This window comes from Aequorivita sp. H23M31, from assembly GCF_004022485.1.
GTDB lineage: Bacteria > Bacteroidota > Bacteroidia > Flavobacteriales > Flavobacteriaceae > Aequorivita > Aequorivita ciconiae.
In genome coordinates this window covers 3,275,408-3,298,665 of sequence record NZ_CP034951.1, presented here as the reverse complement: position 1 = coordinate 3,298,665, position 23,258 = coordinate 3,275,408, and the positions used below count along the sequence as shown (strand labels likewise).

General features: G+C 37.9%; 21 protein-coding genes and 1 pseudogene. 13 read left to right on the top strand and 9 right to left on the bottom strand.

Annotated elements, in window-relative coordinates; translation table 11 throughout:
* The first annotated feature begins 95 nt into the window (after positions 1 to 95).
* From fbaA to EI546_RS14475, 4 genes are all read left to right on the top strand, one after another.
* Positions 96 to 1,163: a class II fructose-bisphosphate aldolase gene (gene fbaA / locus EI546_RS14490; protein ID WP_128251215.1), complete on the top strand. Its 1,068-nt coding sequence runs from the start codon at positions 96 to 98 to the stop codon at positions 1,161 to 1,163.
* Between the two features lie 157 nt (positions 1,164 to 1,320).
* On the top strand, positions 1,321 to 2,196 hold the full coding sequence (gene accD, locus EI546_RS14485; RefSeq protein ID WP_128251214.1) for an acetyl-CoA carboxylase, carboxyltransferase subunit beta: 876 nt from the start codon (positions 1,321 to 1,323) through the stop codon (positions 2,194 to 2,196).
* Between the two features lie 302 nt (positions 2,197 to 2,498).
* Positions 2,499 to 2,768, top strand: coding sequence for a 30S ribosomal protein S15 (gene rpsO / locus EI546_RS14480; protein ID WP_128251213.1), 270 nt, complete (start codon positions 2,499 to 2,501; stop codon positions 2,766 to 2,768).
* 211 nt (positions 2,769 to 2,979) lie between these two features.
* A complete protein-coding gene (locus tag EI546_RS14475; protein WP_128251212.1) occupies positions 2,980 to 5,232 on the top strand; it encodes a polyribonucleotide nucleotidyltransferase in 2,253 nt (750 codons plus the stop codon).
* Between the two features lie 168 nt (positions 5,233 to 5,400).
* On the opposite strand, the gene EI546_RS14470 is transcribed toward EI546_RS14475, so the two are convergent.
* Positions 5,401 to 5,925: a hypothetical protein gene (locus EI546_RS14470; protein WP_128251211.1), complete on the bottom strand. Its 525-nt coding sequence runs from the start codon at positions 5,923 to 5,925 to the stop codon at positions 5,401 to 5,403.
* A gap of 114 nt (positions 5,926 to 6,039) precedes the next feature.
* Here EI546_RS14470 and EI546_RS14465 point away from each other — a divergent pair, with 114 nt between their 5' ends.
* The 6 genes and pseudogenes from EI546_RS14465 to EI546_RS16540 form a co-directional block, all read left to right on the top strand.
* On the top strand, positions 6,040 to 7,071 hold the full coding sequence (locus EI546_RS14465; RefSeq protein WP_128251210.1) for a hypothetical protein: 1,032 nt from the start codon (positions 6,040 to 6,042) through the stop codon (positions 7,069 to 7,071).
* 30 nt (positions 7,072 to 7,101) lie between these two features.
* A complete protein-coding gene (locus tag EI546_RS14460; protein ID WP_128251209.1) occupies positions 7,102 to 7,647 on the top strand; it encodes an RNA polymerase sigma factor in 546 nt (181 codons plus the stop codon).
* 3 nt (positions 7,648 to 7,650) lie between these two features.
* Positions 7,651 to 8,301: a hypothetical protein gene (locus EI546_RS14455; protein ID WP_128251208.1), complete on the top strand. Its 651-nt coding sequence runs from the start codon at positions 7,651 to 7,653 to the stop codon at positions 8,299 to 8,301.
* 114 nt (positions 8,302 to 8,415) lie between these two features.
* Complete coding sequence (locus EI546_RS14450; RefSeq protein WP_128251207.1) at positions 8,416 to 9,279, top strand: sigma-70 family RNA polymerase sigma factor; 864 nt, start codon at positions 8,416 to 8,418, stop codon at positions 9,277 to 9,279.
* 103 nt (positions 9,280 to 9,382) lie between these two features.
* Entirely contained in the window at positions 9,383 to 9,781 is a 399-nt protein-coding gene (locus EI546_RS14445; protein WP_128251206.1) for a BLUF domain-containing protein, read from the top strand.
* A 74-nt stretch (positions 9,782 to 9,855) separates the two neighbouring features.
* A pseudogene (locus EI546_RS16540) lies at positions 9,856 to 9,975 on the top strand (ribulose-phosphate 3-epimerase); the annotation flags it as partial.
* Positions 9,976 to 10,121: 146 nt separating this feature from the next.
* Here EI546_RS16540 and EI546_RS14435 read toward each other — a convergent pair.
* Positions 10,122 to 11,204 carry a bifunctional 3-deoxy-7-phosphoheptulonate synthase/chorismate mutase type II gene (locus EI546_RS14435; RefSeq protein WP_128251205.1) on the bottom strand — a complete coding sequence of 361 codons (1,083 nt, stop codon included), beginning with the start codon at positions 11,202 to 11,204 and terminating at the stop codon, positions 10,122 to 10,124.
* A 242-nt stretch (positions 11,205 to 11,446) separates the two neighbouring features.
* On the opposite strand from EI546_RS14435, the gene gldA reads away from it, so the two are divergent.
* Complete coding sequence (gene gldA / locus EI546_RS14430; RefSeq protein ID WP_128251204.1) at positions 11,447 to 12,340, top strand: gliding motility-associated ABC transporter ATP-binding subunit GldA; 894 nt, start codon at positions 11,447 to 11,449, stop codon at positions 12,338 to 12,340.
* A 261-nt stretch (positions 12,341 to 12,601) separates the two neighbouring features.
* Here the strand turns inward: gldA and EI546_RS14425 are convergent, their stop codons facing one another.
* From EI546_RS14425 to EI546_RS14415, 3 genes are all read right to left on the bottom strand, one after another.
* The gene (locus tag EI546_RS14425; protein WP_128251203.1) at positions 12,602 to 13,348 is read right to left on the bottom strand and encodes a head GIN domain-containing protein; all 747 of its coding nucleotides are present in this window, start codon (positions 13,346 to 13,348) and stop codon (positions 12,602 to 12,604) included.
* Positions 13,349 to 13,368: 20 nt separating this feature from the next.
* On the bottom strand, positions 13,369 to 14,478 hold the full coding sequence (locus tag EI546_RS14420) for an acyloxyacyl hydrolase (protein ID WP_128251202.1): 1,110 nt from the start codon (positions 14,476 to 14,478) through the stop codon (positions 13,369 to 13,371).
* 81 nt (positions 14,479 to 14,559) lie between these two features.
* A complete protein-coding gene (locus tag EI546_RS14415) occupies positions 14,560 to 14,985 on the bottom strand; it encodes an OsmC family protein (protein ID WP_128251201.1) in 426 nt (141 codons plus the stop codon).
* Between the two features lie 390 nt (positions 14,986 to 15,375).
* On the opposite strand from EI546_RS14415, the gene metK reads away from it, so the two are divergent.
* Entirely contained in the window at positions 15,376 to 16,629 is a 1,254-nt protein-coding gene (gene metK / locus EI546_RS14410; RefSeq protein WP_128251200.1) for a methionine adenosyltransferase, read from the top strand.
* A 556-nt stretch (positions 16,630 to 17,185) separates the two neighbouring features.
* Here metK and EI546_RS14405 read toward each other — a convergent pair.
* On the bottom strand, positions 17,186 to 18,736 hold the full coding sequence (locus tag EI546_RS14405) for a M20/M25/M40 family metallo-hydrolase (protein WP_128251199.1): 1,551 nt from the start codon (positions 18,734 to 18,736) through the stop codon (positions 17,186 to 17,188).
* A 392-nt stretch (positions 18,737 to 19,128) separates the two neighbouring features.
* A complete protein-coding gene (locus EI546_RS14400) occupies positions 19,129 to 19,647 on the bottom strand; it encodes a hypothetical protein (RefSeq protein WP_128251198.1) in 519 nt (172 codons plus the stop codon).
* A 238-nt stretch (positions 19,648 to 19,885) separates the two neighbouring features.
* Between EI546_RS14400 and EI546_RS14395 the strand changes: the two genes are divergently transcribed.
* Positions 19,886 to 20,281, top strand: a complete 396-nt coding sequence (locus EI546_RS14395) for a lipocalin-like domain-containing protein (RefSeq protein ID WP_128251197.1) — start codon at positions 19,886 to 19,888, stop codon at positions 20,279 to 20,281.
* A gap of 174 nt (positions 20,282 to 20,455) precedes the next feature.
* On the opposite strand, the gene EI546_RS14390 is transcribed toward EI546_RS14395, so the two are convergent.
* Entirely contained in the window at positions 20,456 to 21,103 is a 648-nt protein-coding gene (locus EI546_RS14390; protein WP_128251196.1) for a response regulator, read from the bottom strand.
* Positions 21,104 to 21,243: 140 nt separating this feature from the next.
* Positions 21,244 to 23,220 carry a tetratricopeptide repeat-containing sensor histidine kinase gene (locus tag EI546_RS14385; RefSeq protein WP_128251195.1) on the bottom strand — a complete coding sequence of 659 codons (1,977 nt, stop codon included), beginning with the start codon at positions 23,218 to 23,220 and terminating at the stop codon, positions 21,244 to 21,246.
* Between the last annotated feature and the right edge of the window lie 38 nt (positions 23,221 to 23,258).

Here is a 23,258-nt window from a genome sequence, read left to right as displayed (position 1 = left end):
GGTTTTCGAGGGAGGTTTGCAGTTTTGGAATCCCCACCGTTAATAAATTTAACTTACGTACTAACGATTAACATCTAACATTTTATCCCATAAATATGAGTCACGGAATTAAGCCGGGGGTAGCAACCGGAAAAGAAGTTCAAAGAATACATAAATACGCAAAGGAGAAAGGATTTGCCATGCCTGCCGTTAATGTTGTGGGTTCCGATAGCATCAATGCTGTAATGGAAACAGCGGCAGCTTTAAACGCTCCTGTTATTATCCAATTTTCAAATGGAGGTGCACATTTTAACGCAGGAAAAGGTCTTTCCAATGAAAACGAAAAAGCAGCTATAGCCGGAGGAATTGCAGGTGCAAAACATGTGCACGAACTCGCTGACGTATATGGAGCAACTGTAATACTTCATACGGATCATTGCGCTAAAAAACTTTTGCCGTGGATCGATGGCCTGTTAGATGCAGGTGAGAAATTCTATAACGAAACCGGAAAACCACTTTACAGCTCACATATGATAGACCTTTCAGAAGAACCTATCGAAGAGAATGTGGAAACTTGCAAGCGCTATCTGGAGCGAATGAGCAAAATTGGGATGACGCTTGAGATGGAGCTGGGAATAACAGGGGGAGAAGAAGATGGCGTGGACAATACTGATGTGGACTCTTCAAAATTATACACACAACCTAAGGAAGTTGCCTACGCTTACGAAGAACTTTTAAAAGTAAGTGACCAATTTACCATCGCCGCTGCTTTTGGAAATGTTCACGGGGTTTACAAGCCTGGAAACGTTAAGCTCACTCCTATTATTCTGAAAAACTCACAGGAATATGTTCAGAAAAAATTCAACACAGGACATAATCCTATAGATTTTGTTTTCCACGGCGGAAGTGGTTCCTCATTGGAAGAAATCCGCGAGGCTATCAGCTACGGTGTTATTAAGATGAATATCGATACTGATATGCAATTCGCCTTTACTGAGGGAATTCGCGACTATATGATTAAGAATCTGGAATATTTAAAAACCCAAATAGGAAATCCTGAAGGCTCCGACCTTCCAAATAAAAAATATTACGACCCTAGAAAATGGCTTCGTGAAGGAGAATTAACTTTTAAAAAGCGTCTTGAACAAGCTTTTGAAGACCTTAATAATGTGAATACTTTATAGTCCAAGCCCCTAGCCCATAAAGGGGAAAAGAACTTGTACATATTAGAAGAAATATAAACAAACCACAAACAGAGAAGTGAGAATAGAGCGTTGAAGATTTCAAATTATTTATTTTGGTGGCGCTCATAACTCATAACTCATAACTCATAACTCAATTATGCCTTGGTTTAAACGAACAAAAAAAGGGATACAAACAGCAACCGAAGACAAGAAAGATGTTCCAAAAGGGTTGTGGTATAAATCTCCTACTGGAAAAATCGTCGATAGTGCGGAACTTGAAAAGAACTTTTATGTAAGTCCGGAAGACGGCTATCACGTCCGCATTGGAAGTAGCGAATATTTCGAAATACTTTTTGATGATAATAAGTTTAAGGAGCTGGATAAAAATCTTACTTCAAAGGACTCCCTGAATTTTGTTGACAAGAAAAAATACACTGACCGTCTTGTAGAAGCCGAAGAGAAAACAGGTTTAAAGGATGCTATACGCACCGCCGTTGGTAAATCTATGGGGAAAGATTTGGTTGTAGCTTGTATGGATTTTAGTTTTATTGGTGGCTCAATGGGAAGTGTTGTTGGGGAAAAGATTGTTCGTGCAGCGGCTTATTCCCTGGAGAAAAAAATTCCGTTGTTGATTATCTCAAAAAGTGGAGGTGCACGAATGATGGAGTCAGCACTTTCATTAATGCAACTTGCCAAAACGAGTGTAAAACTGGCTCAACTAAGTGAGGCAGGAATTCCATACATTTCTTTGTGTACGGATCCAACTACAGGTGGAACCACTGCCTCTTTTGCAATGCTTGGCGATATAAATATTGGTGAACCCGGAGCCTTAATTGGATTTGCCGGACCTCGTGTAGTACGCGATACCACAGGAAAAGAATTGCCAGAAGGTTTCCAAACCTCAGAATTTTTATTGGAGCATGGATTTTTGGATTTTATCACCCATCGTCGCGATTTAAAGCGTAAAATCAATCTTTATTTGGATTTGGTTTTGAACAGACCTTTGCGCGAGAAAGTTGAAAAAACAGCATAAAAAACCTACTCCTTTTGAAAAAAGGCAACTTATATAAGCATTACACTGATCTTGTTCAAGACTTTGCCTCAAATATAAGAAGCAATTACGTCAGGAGAAAATAAAACCACCCAGCGGTTAGCAACAAAACGAATATACCCTGAAGGGCAATCCTCCAGGGCATTGAGATATTTCACCGACAACCAAAAGGTTTTTTAAAAAACTGAACACCGAGCACTGAATACTGAATACTTTTTTTATCTTTGCAGCCTTGATTATCAAAACGGTAGTCAGTACATAAAAATCATTTTAATAATATTGGCATGTATTTATCACAAGAAGTAAAAGAAAAAATTTTTGAAAAACACGGTAAATCAAAGACCGATACTGGTTCCGCAGAAGGACAGATCGCTTTGTTTACTTACCGAATTGAGCATTTGACCAAACACCTTAAAAACAATCACAAGGATTACAACACAGAGCGTTCTTTGGTTATGTTGGTAGGTAAAAGACGTGCACTATTAGATTATCTTATTAAAAAGGATATTCTACGTTACCGTGCTATCGTTAAGGAATTAGGATTGCGTAAGTAATTTATTAAAGGGCTCTTTCGAGCCCTTTTCATTTTTTATTGTCATTTTTATTTCTCTGGAACCCAAGTTGGGATCTCGGAGAAACACAGAAAAGCTACCTAAGGTTTTTCATTGGTCAACCACAACAACACAACAACACTAGACCTGAAAATCAGGTTTTGACCAAAATTAACTGCACATAACTTCATGTGCACAATTGAAAAACAAGCAAATGATACCTAAAGTATTTAAAGAGGTCATTGACCTAGGTGATGGAAGACAAATCACCCTTGAAACCGGAAAACTGGCTAAACAGGCCCATGGTTCTGTTGTGGTACAATCTGGAAAATGTATGCTGCTTTGTACGGTAGTTTCCAACTACCAACAAAGTGACGTGGATTTCCTGCCCTTAACGGTAGATTATCGCGAAAAATTTGCAGCGGCTGGTCGCTATCCAGGTGGTTTCTTCAAAAGAGAAGCGAGACCAAGCGACGGTGAGGTATTAACTATGCGTTTAGTGGATCGTGTTCTGCGCCCACTTTTCCCAAAGGATTATCATGCTGAAACACAAGTGATGATTCAGTTGATGAGCCACGACGAAGACGTTATGCCAGATGCTATGGCAGGTTTAGCAGCTTCTGCAGCGATTCAACTTTCAGATTTTCCTTTTGAATGTGCTATTTCTGAAGCCCGTGTGGGAAGAATCAATGGCGAGTTTATCATCAACCCGTCAAGAGCACAATTGGAAGAATCGGACATCGATATGGTAATCGGCGCTTCCATGGATTCCGTGATGATGGTGGAAGGAGAAATGAAAGAAATTTCTGAAGAAGAAATGGTTGACGCCATTAAATTTGCCCACGACCATATCAAAAAACAGTGTGAGGCACAGATGAGATTGGCCGATGCTGTTGGAAGAAAAAAAGTACGTGAATACGAGCCTGAACGCGAAGATGAGGAATTGAAAAAGAAAATTCACGAGATGGCATACGATAAAGTTTATGCCATTGCTCATTCCGCATCGGCAAAACACGAAAGAACAGATGCGTTTGAAGCTATTAAAGAAGAAATAAAAGGAACTTTCTCTGAAGAGGAATTAGCTGAAAATGGCGACCTAATTTCAAAGTATTATTACTCGGCAGAAAAAGACGCCGTTCGTGATCTTACCTTAAATGAAGGTTTGCGATTGGATGGAAGAAAAACGGATGAAATTCGCCCAATATGGTGTGAAATTGATTATTTACCTTCTGTTCACGGATCTGCAATCTTTACACGCGGGGAAACTCAAGCATTGGCCACGGTAACTTTGGGAACTTCTCGTGAAGCGAACCAAATTGATATGCCATCTTATGAAGGTGAGGAAACTTTTTACCTTCATTACAACTTCCCTCCTTTTTCCACTGGAGAAGCTCGCCCAATTCGCGGAACTTCACGTAGAGAAGTAGGACACGGAAACTTGGCTCAAAGAGCACTTAAAGGAATGATACCTTCAGATTGTCCATATACCGTTCGTGTTGTTTCAGAAGTATTGGAATCTAACGGCTCTTCTTCTATGGCAACAGTTTGCGCAGGAACAATGGCGCTTATGGATGCTGGCGTTCAATTGAAAAAACCGGTTTCTGGAATTGCTATGGGATTGATTTCCGATAGTGAATCTGGAAAATACGCCGTACTTTCTGACATATTAGGTGATGAAGATCACTTGGGAGATATGGACTTTAAAGTAACCGGAACCGCAGACGGCATTACCGCCTGCCAAATGGATATTAAGGTAAAAGGACTTTCTTACGAAATTTTGGTAAATGCTTTAAAACAAGCTGCTGCCGGAAGACTTCACATTCTCGATATTTTGGTTGACACAATTGCTGAACCAAAAGCAGATGTGAAACCTTACGCTCCAAAAATGATTACCGTTAGAATTCCAAACGAATTTATTGGTGCCTTAATTGGACCGGGTGGAAAAGTTATCCAACAACTTCAAAAGGATACAAAAACTACTATTGTCATCAACGAAGATCCCGTTACAGAAGAGGGCATCGTAGAAATACTTGGAACAGGTCAAGAAGGAATTGATGCTGTAATGGCGAAAATCGATTCTCTTACTTTTAAACCTGAAGTGAATAGTGTCTATGAAGTGAGAGTTATAAAAATGCTCGATTTCGGAGCTGTTGTTGAATTTTTGGATGCTCCAGGAAATGAAGTATTACTCCATATTTCTGAATTGGCTTGGGACCGAACCGAAAACGTAAGTGATGTTGTTCATATGGGCGACGTATTTGATGTAAAGTATTTTGGAATTGATCCTAGAACCCGTAAGGAGAAAGTATCCAAGAAAGCTCTTATGCAAAAGCCTGAGGGCTATAAAGAACGTGCGCCACGTGAGGATAACCGAAGTGGTGGACGGGACAATAACCGAGGAGGACGCGACAACCGTGATAATCGTGGCCGCGACAACAACCGCGATAGAGATAGAAAGAGAGATTAAATAATTCGGAATTCAGAATTCAGAATTCAGAATTCAGACTAATAAAAACGTCTTCAACCAGTTATATGGGAGAAGGCGTTTTTTATTTTAATAAATGGTTTTTCAGGAATGAAGTTTGGCAGGAATAGATTCTATCCATTCGTCTCCAATTGGAAAAATTTAAACGTCCTAATTCGTTTTTCGGTTCCATTGTAATACCAAACCTAGCGTTCCAAGGGTTTGGAAAGAATTTATGTTCGCACCAAGTTTGAGCCCCATTGAGAAGCGCGAGCCGAGCATATATTGAAATTTCGCTCCAATTGGAAAACCGATCGTGCTTTCGGAAGTATCGCCATTTCTGCCGTTATAAGTATTATAGTGAAAATATCCTGCACCAATGAAAATATCAGTAAAAAGGTTTTCATTTAAGGGATAACTGCGGCCATACGTCAAATTTATTTCATAAAAATCACTGCTATTTCCAAAAAAATTACCTTCAGTGCCACTACCTCCTTCCAAACTAAAAATATTCTTACCGTAATCAAAACTCACGTCTGCACTAACTATAATTCCTGAATTTTCTCCGCCGTATATACCTAATGGGCTAATAGAGAATGAGCGATAAGCAAACTGTCTGGAATTGACTTCCTGAGCGCTCAGCGCATATGTGCCCAACAAGAGCAACGTCCCAAAAAAAATAAAACTTTTTCCCATAGTATAATCCTATTAAGTTGCTTCTTAAGATTGAAGATAATACAATTCGTATTAGCTCCCACGCAACCTTTCGAAATTTTCCAGACTATAGATAAACACCTAAATCCATTCATCATGAAAATTTTGCACATAAGTCTTCTTCTTTTATTAATCTCTATGTTTTCCTGTGAAAACGAGCCCATAGATAGAGCTGATCCTTCGAAGGTAATTGCCGTAGATTCGGAGTTATATAATCTCATTCAAAGAGCGGCGGGCAATGGCTTTGAAAATGAACTGACCTGCATTGATTTTAATTACGCCTTCACATTGGTTGTTTATGACGAGACTATGGATATTGTTGCAGAGCAAATAATAAGAAGTGACCTAGAGTTTAGCGATTTTCTAGGAGGGCTGGAAGATGGAAAATCGATTAGCCTCAGTTATCCAATAACGAGTATTCTGGACAATGGACAACCTTTTGAAATAAGGAACAATGAAGAACTTAAGGCGGCACTCGACCAATGCGTTGAAGCCGATACCGTAATCACTTGTACAACTATTCTCACTGAGACCTCCTGTATTTGGAAAATAACTCATTTGGATGGACCAAATAATCAATATGAAGGGGCTTATTTTCAGGTGAGTTCTTCCGGAAATGTGGGTTTAAATTTTCAAGACCATTCCTTTGGTGGCACATGGGTAACCTATTTTATAGAAAATAAATTACACTTAAACATTTTTATTACTGGGGATGAAGAAGTAAGCTCGGATTGGAACTTTGACTGGAAAGTAGTGAACTTTGATGAATCCCAAATGGAAATAAAAAATGGTACAGATCGTTTTTTACTCGTGAAAAGCTGTTTAGAGTCTTGTAGAAAGTTTCTCTTTGAAGAATGTGAAACGGAATCAGGTTCCGGCATTGCAATATTCGACTTAGAAAGTTATTTTGATTGCTTCTTTCCCTTTACGGGTATTTCAGATCCTTCATCTGTATCTTGGAGTTATTATGAGAGTGAGGAAGATATGAATGCTGGTATAAACCCAATTGACAACTTATTGTTCAACAACGTTTTAAACCCTCAAATTATTTACGTTAGATTTTATGATATAACCACGGGCGAAATGGTGACATCAATAACCATAATTTTAAAGGCGATAAAATGCTGATTTTCTGAAAATATCCAAAAGATATAATAATTGACTGAAAAAGAACTAATAAAACAATGTATAAAGAACAACCGAACAGCTCAAAATGAATTGTTCAGGAAGTACAAAGACATCTTGTTTTTCACCTCTTTAAAGTATTGCAGGAATGACGCTGATGCCGAAGATAATCTCCACGATGCGTTTATTACCATTTTTCAGAAAATCAATACTTTTAAGCACAAAGGATCTTTTGAAGGTTGGATGAAAGGTATAACAATCTATAAAGCAATAGATAAGTACAAAGCCCGAAAACCTGTTTGTATTGAAATAAACAACGACATCCTTGAAGAAACCATCGAGATTGAGGAAGACACTTTTATCTCACTTGACCAATTATTAAAACTCATTCAAGAACTGCCGGATCAATACCGACTTGTTTTTAACCTTTATCAAATGGATGGTTTTTCACATAAAGAAATTGCAACACTATTAAATATTTCCGAAGGCACTTCAAAATCAAACTACCATCGGGCAAAGGTGATTTTACGAGATAGAATCTTTAAAACAAACATACCTCTTAACCCAAAAACAAATTAAAAAATGGGAAAAAAGAAAGACATAGGAGCATTTATTGAAAGCAAACTGGACGGAGGAAAAAGCAGTCCTAACGAAAAACTTTGGGACAGGGTAAACCACTCTTTGGACAGCGAAAAATATACAAAAAGAAATCATCTGTATTGGATTGCTGGCGGTTTAATTCTTCTTTCAATCGGGTTATTTCTGGTGGCCAACGAAAATTTTTTACAAACAGATCTTCCAGCCGAAGAGCAAAATGTGACTATTACCACAAAATTGAATCCTTCATCCGGAAAAGACCACAATAAAACTACAATTCCGATTTCAAAAGAAGATTCGTTGAACTTTAAAAAAGAGGAGGAAATATTTTCGGAAATCACGCTATCAGAAGAATGTCTAGAGAAAATTGAAACCGAGGATTCACCAAAAACAACACATTCTGTCCAGACCAAGGATTCCGGAAACAAATCGAAAAAAGACAAACTAGTTAATGATAGCGGTGGTCAAAATTTTACTGTTACTACAAAATACTATTATTACAACAGTGAGGATGAGAAGCAAATGGTTACTACTGACAAAAATAAAATTGACAGTCTAATGTCTAGAAAACAGAACTCTTTGGATTCAATCAATGCTAAAAAAATCGATAGTCTCTCTCAAAAGATAAAACCATAACGATTCTAAAAAAGGAATTCTTAAAAAAAACTTAAAATCATCTGTAACCTTTTGTAGATTTCTTCGTATAAACCAATACAGAAGTTAAACCATAATCTACAGGACAATCTTTAAATGAGACAACTCAAAATCACAAAGCAGGTTACCAATAGGGAGACCGCTTCATTGGACAAGTATCTTCAGGAAATTGGAAAAGTTGACTTAATTACCGCAGACGAAGAAGTGGAATTGGCTCAGCGCATTAAGGCGGGTGACCATATGGCTTTGGAAAAATTGACCAAAGCTAATCTCCGATTTGTCGTGTCGGTAGCGAAGCAATATCAAAATCAGGGACTTACTCTTCCAGATCTTATAAACGAAGGGAATCTTGGACTGATTAAAGCTGCACAGAGATTTGATGAAACCCGTGGCTTTAAATTTATTTCCTATGCTGTATGGTGGATAAGACAATCCATTTTGCAGGCGTTGGCAGAACAATCCCGAATTGTTCGTTTGCCTCTGAACAAAATTGGAAGTATAAACAAAATAAACAAAATGTACGCTTATCTGGAGCAGGCAAACGAGCGCCCACCATCCGCCGAAGAGATCGCCAAAGAACTGGATATGACCATTAATGACGTTAAGGAATCGATGAAAAACTCAGGTCGTCACGTTTCAATGGACGCACCATTGATTGAAGGTGAAGACAGTAATCTTTACGACGTTTTAAGAAGTGGAGAATCTCCAAATCCTGATCGTCTTCTATTGCATGAATCGCTTCGAACCGAGATAGAGCGTGCGCTGGAAACTTTAACGCCGCGAGAGGCAGATGTTATTCGACTATATTTTGGTCTTGGCGACCAACATCCCATGACCTTAGAAGAAATTGGTGAAACATTTGACCTAACCCGCGAGCGTGTACGCCAGATAAAAGAAAAAGCTATCCGTAGGTTAAAACATACTTCTAGAAGTAAAATTTTAATGACCTATTTAGGCTAAAGATTGAAAACCTCCTACCTATGTTGGAGGTTTTTTCTTACAAGATTAGGCTCTTTATCCCAATTCCTGAAAATAAATATTTTAAACTACCTTTGCCCTTACTATGGATCATACAATTTGCTACATTAGTAAGCACGCCCCTGCTTTAAACGATAAAGTTCAAGAAGATCTTTTTTCCTTTATTTTAGAACACAATCCTCCAAAAAACATTACTGGAATTCTTTTATCAAACCAAGATTTTTTTCTTCAAGTATTGGAAGGAAACGAAAATATACTCGAGGAGCTGTTTAATAGTATAAAAAAAGACAATAGACACTTCCAAATACTTACTGTTCTAAATCAGCCTATTGAAAATCGAGTTTTTAAGGACTATAGGGCAGGCTTTTCCATTTTACAAAATCGGAATGAATTTTCTCAATTAAACAACTATTTGTCACTATACGACCACGATCAAAATTACCCAAAGAATATAAAATCCTTATTGGAACCTTTTTTAATTTAATTTTCGAATAAATAATTCGCTTTTATCCTTCCCTCCTTGCAGCAGATTTCTGCAATTTACAACGTGATATAGAAATGATTAACAATAGTGAAGCAGATTGGATTCATATTGATGTGATGGACGGACTTTTTGTCCCCAACATCTCTTATGGGATGCCAGTTATAAAAAGTATCGCAAAAGATGCCAATAAACCTCCACTTCCGGAGGTTTTTTTATGACGAGTCAGTGGATCAATTATTTTAGAATATTGCCACCCAGAAATAAACTCATCTTTTCAACTAATCAAGATTTCGGAATTTTCCCTCGTTTTATCCTGACCAATAGGAAGAGGAAATTAGTTCTAATCATCCATAACCTTTTTCTGATGATTAATGGATTCTTGGTGGATAGCCTTATAGATTCGCAATACAAAATCTTCACTCAGCGTATATTCTCCGCCCAGCTCGATCATTCTTTCAAGAATTTGGTTCCATCGTTTTACTTGCAGAATGGCAACATTATTCTTTTTTTTCATTCCACCAATACTGTCTACTATTTTCATTCGTTTCCCCAGCATATCCATAATCTGATCGTCTATCAAATCTATTTGGGAACGTAGCGTACTTAATTGATTCCTGAATTCAATCTGGTCTCCTTCCGTTTTTCTAACTTTTAGATCGCTGAGGATTTCTTTAAGTGCCAAAGGAGTAATCTGTTGATCTGCATCGCTCCACGCTTTATCAGGATTGTTATGGGTCTCTATCATCAAACCGTCATAATTCAGGTCGAGCGCTGTTTGGCAAAGGTCAAAGATTATATCGCGTCTTCCAGCAATATGGGAGGGATCAAGAATTAAAGGTAAATCTGGAAAGTGGTTATGAAGGTCAATGGGAATTTGCCATTCCGGATTATTTCGATACCGCGTTTTCTCGTAAGTAGAAAATCCGCGATGGATAACGCCCAATTTATTAATACCAACTTCATAAAACCGCTCCACTGCTCCCAACCATAATGCCAAATCGGGATTTACGGGGTTTTTAACCAAGATTGTTTTATCAGTTCCTCTTACGGCCTCGGCAATTTCCTGAACTATAAAAGGAGAAACAGTGGTCCGTGCTCCTATCCATAAAATATCGACATCGTATTTTAGGGCCAATTCCACGTGGGTTGCATTTGCTACTTCAATGGTAGTTAATAAACCGGTTTCCTTTTTAGCTGTTTGCAGCCACTTTAAGCCCAATTCACCCACACCTTCAAAATTACCTGGGCGACTTCTCGGCTTCCATATACCAGCTCGTAAAATAGATACTTTGCTATCCTTTAGCTGATGCGCAATTTCCAATAACTGCTCTTCCGTTTCAGCACTACAAGGTCCGGCAATTACTAATGGATGATTCAATGCTAGGGCATCCAACCAATTGCGAAATTCCTTTTTATTTTTCATAAATTTCTTTTCAGAAAGGAAAGTCTCAGAATTAGGATTATTATGAACTTAAACCACAATGATCCTCAAAATGACACCAAATTTTAAAGGGCAAATATAGGAATAATGAAAACTGATTTTAGACTTTAACCTTGCGAACTTGGACAATAACTCACACCCTAACGATGTTTACTCGGAAATATAATGTTGGTTGCCCCATCTGCTTGGCAAGAAAATTTATGTAGTTTTGTTAGCTTCAAAATATGTCCATTAAAGTAGAAAATATTACTAAAACCTACGGCGAACAAAAAGCGCTGAACAATGTTTCATTTTCAATTGAGAAAGGAGAAATCGTTGGTTTTTTAGGTCCGAATGGAGCTGGGAAATCCACTATGATGAAGATTTTGACCACTTATATTTCACCTACGGAAGGAACTGCTTTGGTAAATGGTTTTGAGATTGGGAAGGACGATATAGAAGTTAAAAGAAGCGTAGGATATTTACCAGAGCACAATCCCTTGTATCTGGAAATGTTTGTGCGGGAATATCTTCTCTTTAACGCTGGAATCTATAAAATATCCAAAGACGAAGTTGAAAAGATAATCGATAAAACGGGATTGACTTCCGAAGCAAATAAAAAGATCGGCCAACTTTCCAAAGGATATAGGCAACGTGTAGGATTGGCGTGTGCGCTTCTGCACAATCCGGAAGTTCTTATCCTGGATGAGCCTACAACCGGTCTTGATCCCAATCAGTTGATTGAAATCCGGAAATTGATAAAAAATGTGGGGAGGGAAAAAACCGTTTTGCTTTCTACACACATTATGCAGGAAGTGGAAGCCATTTGCGACCGCGTAATAATTATCAATAAAGGTGAAATCGTTCTGGATAAAAAACTAGATGATCTAAAAAAGAACAAACAGCAGATTATAGAGGTAGAGTTTGATTATCGGGTGGAAGAAGTTGCACTGCAGCAACTTCCAAAAATAGGAAGGATTGAAAATCCTATAGGCTTTGTTTATCAATTATACTTTGATACGGAACAGGATATGCGCGGAAAAGTATTTGATTTTGCCCACGATAACGGACTTAAGATTTTGCAGCTTCACAACAAAAACACCACGTTAGAGAAACTCTTTGGGGAGTTGACTTCTTAATATTTCAATAATCGCAATAAAACTTTTGAGATTTTAACAATATTTTTCTTTATACGGTAAAACCAATAAAAAAACACAAAATCAACTTGCGTGAGGCCCGCCAATCGGCGGGCAGGGATAGAAGCGGAAAGCCCACAGCGAGCGAGCGACAGCGAGTGAGCGAGGACTTGTAGCGGATAGCCCTACCCGCTTGCGAGGAACGAAGCAATCGGGTCACGCCCAGAATATTAGAATCCAAAGAATAAAGCTTTAAAATTTAGCCTATTCGAAAACCAGCCGTCCCTTATAGAGTTCCTCAACTTCAACAATTGATGGACGGGTTTTACAAATAACATTTCCAATACTCACAATTTTCCCTTTGATAGATTGATGTGGGTTTACCACCATTGGCCCTGAACTGCGATGAAATAATTGTAAATCCTGGACAATAAGATTTTCTGAATAAATCCTACAATCGCCCGCATAGAGCCCGAAACTTGCGCTTTCAGCATTTCCACTTAAATAAAATTTGGACATACCATTGGCTACCACATTCAATTTTCCAACATTAAGATCGAACTTAAAATCGCCATCTGTGTGATATTCTCCTGAATTAAAATCTTCAGAAAGAAGTGATAGCTCCGGGAAGGTTAATGTACCGATACTTTCGATGGCATATCCCGTACTACTTCTTATCTCGGTAATATTGGGGGAAGTGACGTAAATCTTTGTAATTCCATAATCCCGTACCAAATTGCATGAATTGTTATCCCGAATTTCCAATCTTCCGTCAACGACAGAAACGATTACGTCCTCAATAAGGTTTGACCCTGTTTCCACCACTACTTTATGTTCGGCTCCTTGCTGTATAAATAAACGCGTGCGATCCCAAGCTGTGATTTTGTTGAAAGAAGAAACTGGAATTTCCCGTTGAATTATTGCACCCGAGCTTGTAAAACAATTTCCCAATTTGTCAGGGCTACAACTAACCAACACTAAAAGCAGAAATGTATATATGAGATTTTTCATAATAATACCGAATGCAGGGTTTATAATCTTACGCCTAAACCAAATTCCACCGCTTCGGCCTTGGCCCAATGCGAATGGACAGATGCTGTTGCAAAAAATCGGTCGTCAGAGAAATAACGTTTCAAACCTAAACGGACGTAGATCCTATTTTCAAATTCATATGGCCAATACACATAATAACCCAATTGGGTAATTGCAGCAACTTTATTAAAACGCAATTCGTGACCTACAAATACTCCAACACGTTTGTAATCTTCCTTTCCAGTAAGTCCATCTTCGGGATAGGCGATGGATCTAAATTTGATAACTTCTTTTAAAAACGTGGAAAAAAACACCTCCGCTCCCACTTGTATGGTGCTTTTGTAATTTAAACGCTTGTCTGCATAAAAGGAAACTTCATAAAAAGGTTCCTGCCCAGAGCCGATAACATCACTTTCATTTATCCCCGCTCGGAATTCAAGATTATAAGCAATTTTCTGGGCGTAACTCGAACTGAGGGAATCCTCTTTATCAATATATTCAGGGAACTCCTTATAGTCAAGTAAATAGTTTATTCCCGCATTTAATGCTATAGTGTTTGTACTTGTATTCGGAGCTTTAAGATTGCCATTGCTATAGTGGATAAAAGCAAGCCCCACATTAAAGCCCAGCCCTTTCCAAAGATTTTCACGAATAAAACTTCCCTTAATAAATGTGGAACTTACTAGGTGACTTCCGTAGGCATTATTATAATAATTTGAATCTGTATCGTAAGGTTTAAACATATATGCGATTCCCTCACCTACCTGAAGTCTCAGGTTTCTATTCAAAAAATACCAATTTATATGCCCATACACTCCCAGAGCATCTCCCAAATATTCATTGTGCAAATTTTGATAGGTCATCGAAAAACCCCAATCCGGATAATTATATCTGCGTTCCCATTCATTAAAGCCATAGGTTTTCCGGTTATATGAAAGAATAAAACCAGTAGGATGACCCGTAATTAAATGTTGGATAGCGGGGTTATGCTCCAAAATATTCCCGTAGAAAAAATCAGCTTCAAGGGATACAGGTTTCTTTTCTTCCTCTTGGGAAAAAAGTGGAAACGCAAAAAGAAAGACTGCAAATGCGGCAAGAGATGGCTTCATATTATTTAAAACGCCAGCAAAGATAGAGCAATCCTAAAGAAAGAATCCCAAATCGAAACGGTAGTTTGAACAATTGAAAAATTACACGCTTATCTCCTTCCCATTAAGAACAATACTATAGGTAATTTTAACGCTGGCTTCCATAGTTATTGAGACTGAACAGTATTTCTCAAAGCTCAACTGTGCGGCTCGGATGGCTTTTGTCTCTTCAATTTCACCTTCGAGAATTAACCTTACGTGAATAGATTCGAAAGGTTTCGCTTTGCGAACTTCCCTTCGCTGACCTTCAACTTCCATTTTATATGAAGTGATTTCCTGACGTTGCTTCTTTAGGATCATTATCACATCTATGGCGCTACAACCGCCCAAGCCCATTAATAATAATTCCATAGGGCTTGCACCTTTGGATGGCTCATCGGCCTTGTTGTCTATATAAACTGGAACACCGGAAGCGCCTGTGGCTTCAAAAAGATAGTTGTCGTTTTTTCTTTCAAGGGTTACTTTCATAATTATTTTCTAACCAGTTAAAAATTCATTCCACAGATAGGAGGCATTCCATTCCATAGTTTCAAATATAGCCTTAGAAAGAATTTATTGTTTACTTTCCATTCAAAAAACTTTAAATAAAATCGTGGTTCATTTAAATTTTTTACATTTGTGCCACACAAATTTAGAGGAAAGATTTGACTGATTGCAACCTCAATAAAAAATGCTAAAGGCAGTGAAAACTTCCCTTGGTCCTATTCGTCAAATCCTTTCTTTAAACGACTTAAGACTTTAAGCCATGCGACTTAAGACTAAATAAATTTAAATTAATATAATTCATATTTTGGTCCTGCGTCTTATATCTTTTTGTCCTACGTCCTTACTAGTTTTATAAAATTTTAAATTTAGAATATGGCATATTTATTTACTTCGGAAAGTGTTTCTGAAGGACATCCAGATAAAGTTGCGGATCAGATTAGCGATGCGCTTTTAGATAATTTTTTGGCTTTTGATCCTGAATCAAAAGTTGCTTGTGAAACATTAGTCACCACTGGACAGGTTGTTCTGGCAGGAGAAGTAAAAAGCAATACTTACCTCGACGTACAGAACATCGCTCGTGATGTTATCAATAAAATAGGTTATACCAAAGGCGCTTATAAATTTAGTGGAGATTCTTGCGGAGTCATTTCCCTCATCCACGAACAATCCCAAGATATAAACCAAGGTGTTGACCGCGAGAACAAGGAAGAACAAGGTGCTGGAGACCAAGGAATGATGTTTGGGTACGCCACTAAAGAAACCGAAAATTATATGCCTTTGGCGTTAGATCTTTCGCATAAAATAATGATCGAATTGGCGGCTCTAAGAAGAGAAGAAGATGAAATAAAATATTTGCGTCCCGATTCAAAAAGCCAGGTTACCATTGAGTATAGCGATGATAATATCCCTCAGAAAATTGTGGCTATTGTTGTTTCCACACAGCACGACGATTTTGATGAAGATGAGCCGATGTTGAAGAAAATCAAAAAGGACATTATTGAAATTCTGATTCCTCGGGTTAAGAAACAACTTCCGGAATATGTTCAGAAATTGTTCAATGATGATATAATTTATCACATAAATCCAACAGGAAAATTTGTAATCGGCGGACCTCACGGCGATACGGGTTTAACGGGAAGAAAAATTATTGTTGACACTTACGGCGGTAAAGGTGCCCACGGTGGAGGAGCGTTTAGCGGAAAAGACCCGAGCAAGGTTGATAGAAGCGCCGCTTATGCTTCAAGACATATTGCAAAAAATTTAGTTGCGGCGGGTGTTGCCGATGAAATTTTGGTTCAGGTTTCCTATGCTATCGGTGTAGTAGAGCCTACTTCCATTTTGGTAAATACTTATAACTCTTCCAACGTAGATCTTTCTGATGGAGAGATTGCCAAAAAAGTTGCCCAGATTTTTGATATGCGACCTGCGGCTATTGAAAGAAGATTAAAATTGAGAAATCCTATTTATTCCGAAACCGCTGCTTATGGCCATATGGGAAGAAACCCGAAGACCATTAAGAAAACTTTTGAAAGTCCGTATAACGGAAAAATAGAAAGGGAAGTGGAGCTGTTTACGTGGGAGAAGTTGGATAGGGTTGATGAGGTGAAGGAGGCTTTTGGGCTTTAATTGGGATTAGTTTCTAAAAATTAGTTCTCGACTGCGCTCGAACTGACAATCGTTCTCGACTGCGCTCGAACTGACAATCGTTCTGGACTGCGCTCGAACTGACAATCGTTCTCGACTGCGCTCGGACTGACATTGTTCTCGACTGCGCTCGAAGTGACAACGTTCTCGACTGCGCTCGAACTGACAATCGTTCTCGACTGCGCTCGAACTGACATTCTTTTTTGATAGGTTGGACTGACAATCGTTCTCGACTGCGCTCGAAGTGACAGCCTTGAAATTGATACTCCCTGGACATATTCAAATAACAAATAAGCTGACGGATTTAATAATCGTTCTCGACTGTGCTCCAACTGGCATTCTTTTTTGATAGGTTGGATTGACAATCGTTCTCGACTGCGCTCGAACTGACATTCTTTTTTGATAGGTTGGACTGACAATCGTTCTCGACTGCGCTCGAACTGACAGAAGGTAGAGTGATTAAAATGAAAAATCCCAAATTCTGATTGCTACGCTCGCAATTGGAATTTGGGATTTTGTTGTTTAAAATTTTCCGATTTTAGAGACCTCCTTTTCTTTCAGGAACTCTTTGGGTAGGCCATTCTTGAGGTTCACCCGTTTTCTTATCTATTGGCAATTTCACCTTTTCCCAAGAAGCTCGCTCTGGATCTTCGGAAGCCATGTAGGCTAAGATAGCAGTTAAGATTACGTTGCTCTGTACATCATCAAACACAATTTTATCATAGGTGTCGCGATTGGTGTGCCAAGTGTAATTCCAGTAGCTCCAGCTCAACGAACTCAAACTAAAACCAGGCGCTCCCGCAGCAACAAAACTTGCATTATCCGAACCTCCGCGAGCGGGTGACCCTGGAAAAGAAGTCTCGATATGTTTTCTAATAGTATCGGGAACTGCGCTTAACCATCGTGAAATATAATCGTAGGATTGTAAAAACCCAGCACCGTTAATGCTTACAACTCTTCCTGTTCCATTATCTTGGTTAAAAGAAGCTTGCATGTTTTTAATGATTTCGGGATGATCTGCAACAAAAGCAGACGAACCATTTAATCCTTGTTCCTCACTGCCCCAATGACCTACCAAAATCGTACGTTTTGGGTTTGGATAAACCTTTTTAAGAATACGCATTGCTTCCATCATTACAAGTGTACCAGTTCCATTATCCGTAGCTCCGGTTCCACCGTCCCACGAATCAAAATGTGCGGAAAGGATTACATATTCTTCTGGTTTTTCTGTTCCTTTAATTTCGGCTATTGTATTAAAGGCAGGCACTACGCCCAAATCCTTCGATTCGGCAACAACATGTATTTGAGGTTTATCTCCGTGCTCTACCATTCGGTACAACATGGTGTAATCTTCCAACTGAATATCTACTGTAGGAATCTTTTTGGTACGAGCTCCAAATATTTTATCCACACCAAAACCATTAGACCAATAATTATCTACGATTCCGGCAGCTCCTGCTTTTTCCAATGCTGGGATTATGCTTCTGCTGTCGTATCCACTTTTTGCAATATTTGCGTACCAAGCTCTTGTCATTTCGGTTCTATTCTTTTTCATCTTCTCAAAAGATTCTGGCGTAGCCCATTCTTCCCAGTTGTAATCTGGTCTTCCCGTAGGTTGCTTCATGGCAACCATAACAAATTTTCCTTTTACTGTGGGTAGCCATTTTTGAAAGGAAATAGAATCTTTTATCTCTGGTAGAATAATACATTCCGCAGTAACTCCCTTTTTCGAAGTACCTGGATTCCACGCTAACTGAGTTCCTTCCAAAGTTTGAACCCGAGGATGGATCATATCAATATGCGTAATGCCACGCTCCCATCCTTTCCATTCGCCCCATTGTTGGTTTTCGGCAGAGATTCCCCAAGATTTATATTTTGCTATCGCCCAATCGTGAGCTTTTTGCATCTGTGGCGTTCCAACAAGGCGTGGGCCAATATCGTCCATCAATTCGTGGCCGAGGGTTTCAAGTTGGGAATTTTCATAGGCTTCTTTAACTATTCCATCAACAACACTATTTTTTTCCTGTGAAAAAATAAAAGAGTATGAAATAAGGGAACACGTAAAAGTGAGGATAAAAAGTTTTTTCATGCGTAAGATTTGTTTTGTGGTGATTTAATTATGAAGTAGGTAAAAATACAATTTATTTTAAACTGAAATGATGAAATCCAACTCACATACGGAGAATGTATCACCTTCGATAAATACCCAACAAATTACTTTCTAAAACAAGCTCTAGGAGAAAATCAAATTCTGGAGGAGACAAATGTCAGGTCTTATACCCGAAATGGAGATAAATTGACAATTGATCAGGTTCTGAGATTATAGTAGGTACAATTTTGGGGTTGACCCAATCTACTTTGGAGGTTGAGACTCGGGGTGAGGGTTGCGTTTATCTACAAAAATATACCCGTATGTAATCAAGAAAAAAGGGCGACACTTAACAGTTCGCCCTCTTGATAAGAAAACAATCTTAATTAATCTTAGTTTGAATCCACTCTTACATCAAAAACACCGTCGGTAATTCTTTTAATTGAATTGTTACTAGGGTTCATCACCGTAAAATGAAAGGTTCCTTTTATTCTGTTTCCTGCTGAATAATCAGTCACTACCAATTTTCCAGGCGCCTCACCTTCAACAGGTAGCAGCCATCCTTGAGTTGCATCTCCGTCTCCTTCGAAATACATTCCTAGTCCTAGATCACCATCCATATCGAAAATATTATAGGTGCCAGTTCCAGAAAAGTTGTTCACAGAAACCCCAATTTCTCGCCCTTGTGCGTCTCTGCCGGCAATAGCCAAAGTCCGTTGATCCTCTATTATATATAGAAAAGCTTCTGCCTCTTCGGGAAGAGATCGATAATTTTCCCCATTAATTTTTGCCGTTAAGGTTCCTACACTATCTCCTCCCCCAGGACCATTGTCATCATCTTTACTGCACGATGTAATGGTTACGGCAAAAGCCATCAACACAACGAAAATTCCCCTTTTAAATATTTTCATAATTTTTTGGTTAGATTAAACTTAATTTTTAATTGGGACAAAGATATCAATTAAAGAATCGTTAAACCAATGAATATTCACCAAAAGGCCAATAAAAATCTAACAAACATATTCTTAGTTAATTAAAATCAAGTTTATTTTTGATAAACAGAAAGTTTATTATAATCTTAAAATTTACTTTTCTCCTAGTTAAAAAAAGTTATTTTTGCCGTCATTTTAATCTTAAAAACCAAAAATTATGAAATTATTAAAAAATTTAAGCCTTGCTCTGTTGTTGACAGTTCTTCTTGTTGGATGTAGTAAAAACGATGACGATAATTCAGCCTCCTTGATCGGTAGCTGGAAAATCACTTCACAAAAATTAAACAATGTAACTTTGCCTTTGGATGCATGTGAATTGAAAAGCGTAATTACTTTTGATTCGAAATATATTACCATAAAAGATTATTATGGTGATGACTGCGAAAATTTTGACACCGAAGCTCTCCCTTATACTCGAAATGGAAATAATTTGACAGTAGGCATTGGTGAAGAGATGGAAACTGTTAAAATCCTGACCTTGAGCCAATCAACTTTGGAAATCGAAACTCGCGACGAAGAATTTGTTCTAGTGCAAAAATATACTCGCCTGTAATCAGTAAAAATCTTTTTCAAAAGCCATTAATCTTACGTTTAATGGCTTTTTTTTTGCTTTTAAGCTATCTACCTAAAAGTCCAGTCAGCTAAGATAAATATCTGAGTCTCATTTATTGCTGAAGTGCTATCATTAATACTATAGAAAAACGAAGGGAGCTACCTGTATTTAAGTCTAAATAATATTATGGTTTTTCGCCTTCTGAACAGCCTCGATCTTACTGTGTACCTGTAGTTTTTTGTAGATATTTTCAATATGCTTTCGTACCGTACTCGGCGAAAGGAAAAGATGTTTGGCAATAACGGTATAACTAAGCCCCGTGCTCAACTGCTCCAAAACCTCAATTTCTCTATCTGAAAGCGAGATTTCTTCTTGATCACACGGATTCTGAATATCTATTGGTTTTCTGAGAAGTTTCAGAGTCTTCATCGCAATGGATGGATTCATTGCCGCGCCCCCTTTTAAGGTTTCCAATATCCCCTGATATAAGTCCTGTGGATTGATTTCCTTTAAAAGATACCCGTCTGCTCCGGCTTTTATGGCATTAAAGATATGTTCGTCATTGTCAAAAGCTGTAAGCATTACTATTTTAATGTGTGGATATTTTTGTTTTACTATTTGAGTGGCCTCGATACCATTTAAAACAGGCATTTCAATATCCATTAAGATCAGATCTAGATTATGGTTTTCTTCCAATTTAGTTAAAAGATCACTCCCGTTTAATGAAGTATGCTTTAAAACCACGTCATCAAAAAAGGAAAGTTTTTCCTTTATAGCGTGGATGAGGAAGGTGTTATCATCAACAATTGCGATCTTGACCATCTTGTATAAGGTATTGGTTTTAAAGATACTGAAAATACGAATTGCAATACGGATTCGAAATAAGGCAAATGCCCTATTTTGATATCGAAATCGTTCCCGAAGATTCGGGAGAAATCATTTCAGAGAATTGGATAAAAAAATTATTTCTTTATGGGAAATTTCAAAATCACCTTTGTCCCCTTATTTATTTCTGAAATAAAATGTATTTGACCACCAATTTCGCGACTCCGTTTTTTCATATTATTGAGTCCGTTGCCCATTTTAACTGTGCCCGGATCAAAACCTTTTCCATTATCCGAAATTTCAATGTGATATTGTTTTGTTCCTTTAGAGATGTTGGTTTCGACGACTTCGGCATTGGAATATTTTAAAGCGTTGTTTACAGCTTCCTGGATAATTCGGTAAATATTCATTCCCTCAACTGAGGAAAACATATGTCCTGGGTCTAATGTTTCACCCAAATTAAAGGAAAAATCGGTTTTCCCGGAAGCATTCTTGGCGTGTTCGATAAAGTTGGCAATACGAGCATGCAGATCTTCAAAAGTTATATTTTCTTTGTTCATCGCCCAAATAGTATCCCGAAGTTCATAAATAGTTTGAGCAGTAAAACTGCTAATTCCAGAAAGTTTATCTCCCAATTTTTGACCAATGTCCGTAAAACCGTATTTCAAATTATCTATACTTGAAATAATAAAGGTCAATTGAGCTCCAATATTATCATGCAAATCACGGGAAATCCTTAAACGTTGCTCCTGGAGTTTGTTTTGGGTTTCTATTTTTGCCAGGGCAGATTTAAGCTCGCTTTCACGATGAAGCTGGCGGTTTTTTAGTTTTTGTTGGTTGTACAGTAAATACCCAATTAACCCCAGCACAAGAGCCAAGCCCAAACTGCCAAATATAAAGGTGTTTTTTTTGCGCACTTCCAGCTCCTTCTCAGCAAGTTGCGCGCGTTGGTGTAAAATTTCGTTTTCTTTTCTTTCTGTTTGATATTTAATTTCCAATTCTTGAAGGGACTGGATGTTGGACAAACTCAAGATACTATCCTTATATTCAGAATAATTCTTGTAAAATTTCAGGGAGTTTTTAAAGTCACTATTGGCATTATAGAATTCATAATAGTTATAGAGCGCCATTTCTACATCGTGGGAGGTTTGGCTTTTAGATGCATAATAGTATGCGGAATCTATATAGATTTTAGATGCCTTTACTTGATTATTCTCCATCATAACTTGGGCTATATTATTATAACTAGCCCCAACTCCCGAAAAGTTGCCAATAGATTTTTCAATTCTCGCCGAGGATTCAAAGTAAAAAAGCGCCGAATCTGCTTTTCCCATATAATAATAAACACCACCCACGTTATTCTCCGATTCTGCAATGCCTTTCCTATCGTTCAACTCCCTTTCAACTTTAAGTGAGTGTTTAAAATAAGATAAGGCCTCCTCAAAATTGCCCTCTTGGGCGTAAATTATTGCAATATTATTGTAGGCTTCGGATATACCCTTCTTGTCGCTCACTTCTTCAAAAAAATCCTTAGCCTTTAAATGATATTCAATTGCTTTTTCATTCATTTCCAGGACACTATAAACCATTCCAATGTTATTATTTACTGTGGCTTGCTCCTTTTCAAGATTTTTTTCCTGGTAAATTTTTAAGGCACTTAAGTAATATTCTATTGCATCCTGATACCGCCCCATTTTTCTGGACACTGCGCCAAGATTATTATATGCTGAAGCTTGAACGAGTTCATCTTTAGAAATTGCGACAGCTTCTTCTGAAAAAGTTTTGGCTCTTTCAAATTCACCAATTTCCCTATTTACAATGCCTAGATTATTTTTAGTAAGTGCCATATAAGCATTATTCCGAAGGGATTCAGACTTTTTCAAGGCTGTATTTAATATGGAAAGTGCTTTTTGGGGATCGGATTTATAGATTGAAATTGCCTGCTGATTGAGACTGTCAATGCTTATACCATATTTTTGTTGGGAAAATCCAAAATTACTAACAAAAACAACAAAAAAGAACAACGATAAAAGTCTAATTATGAGCATATTATGAAAGTAATATTTCTTGTTGCGCAACCAAGCATTCAATAAGATTGTATTTCTGAAAATCATAAAGGTGAAGATTGGAGTTTCTAAATCTTATTTGATCC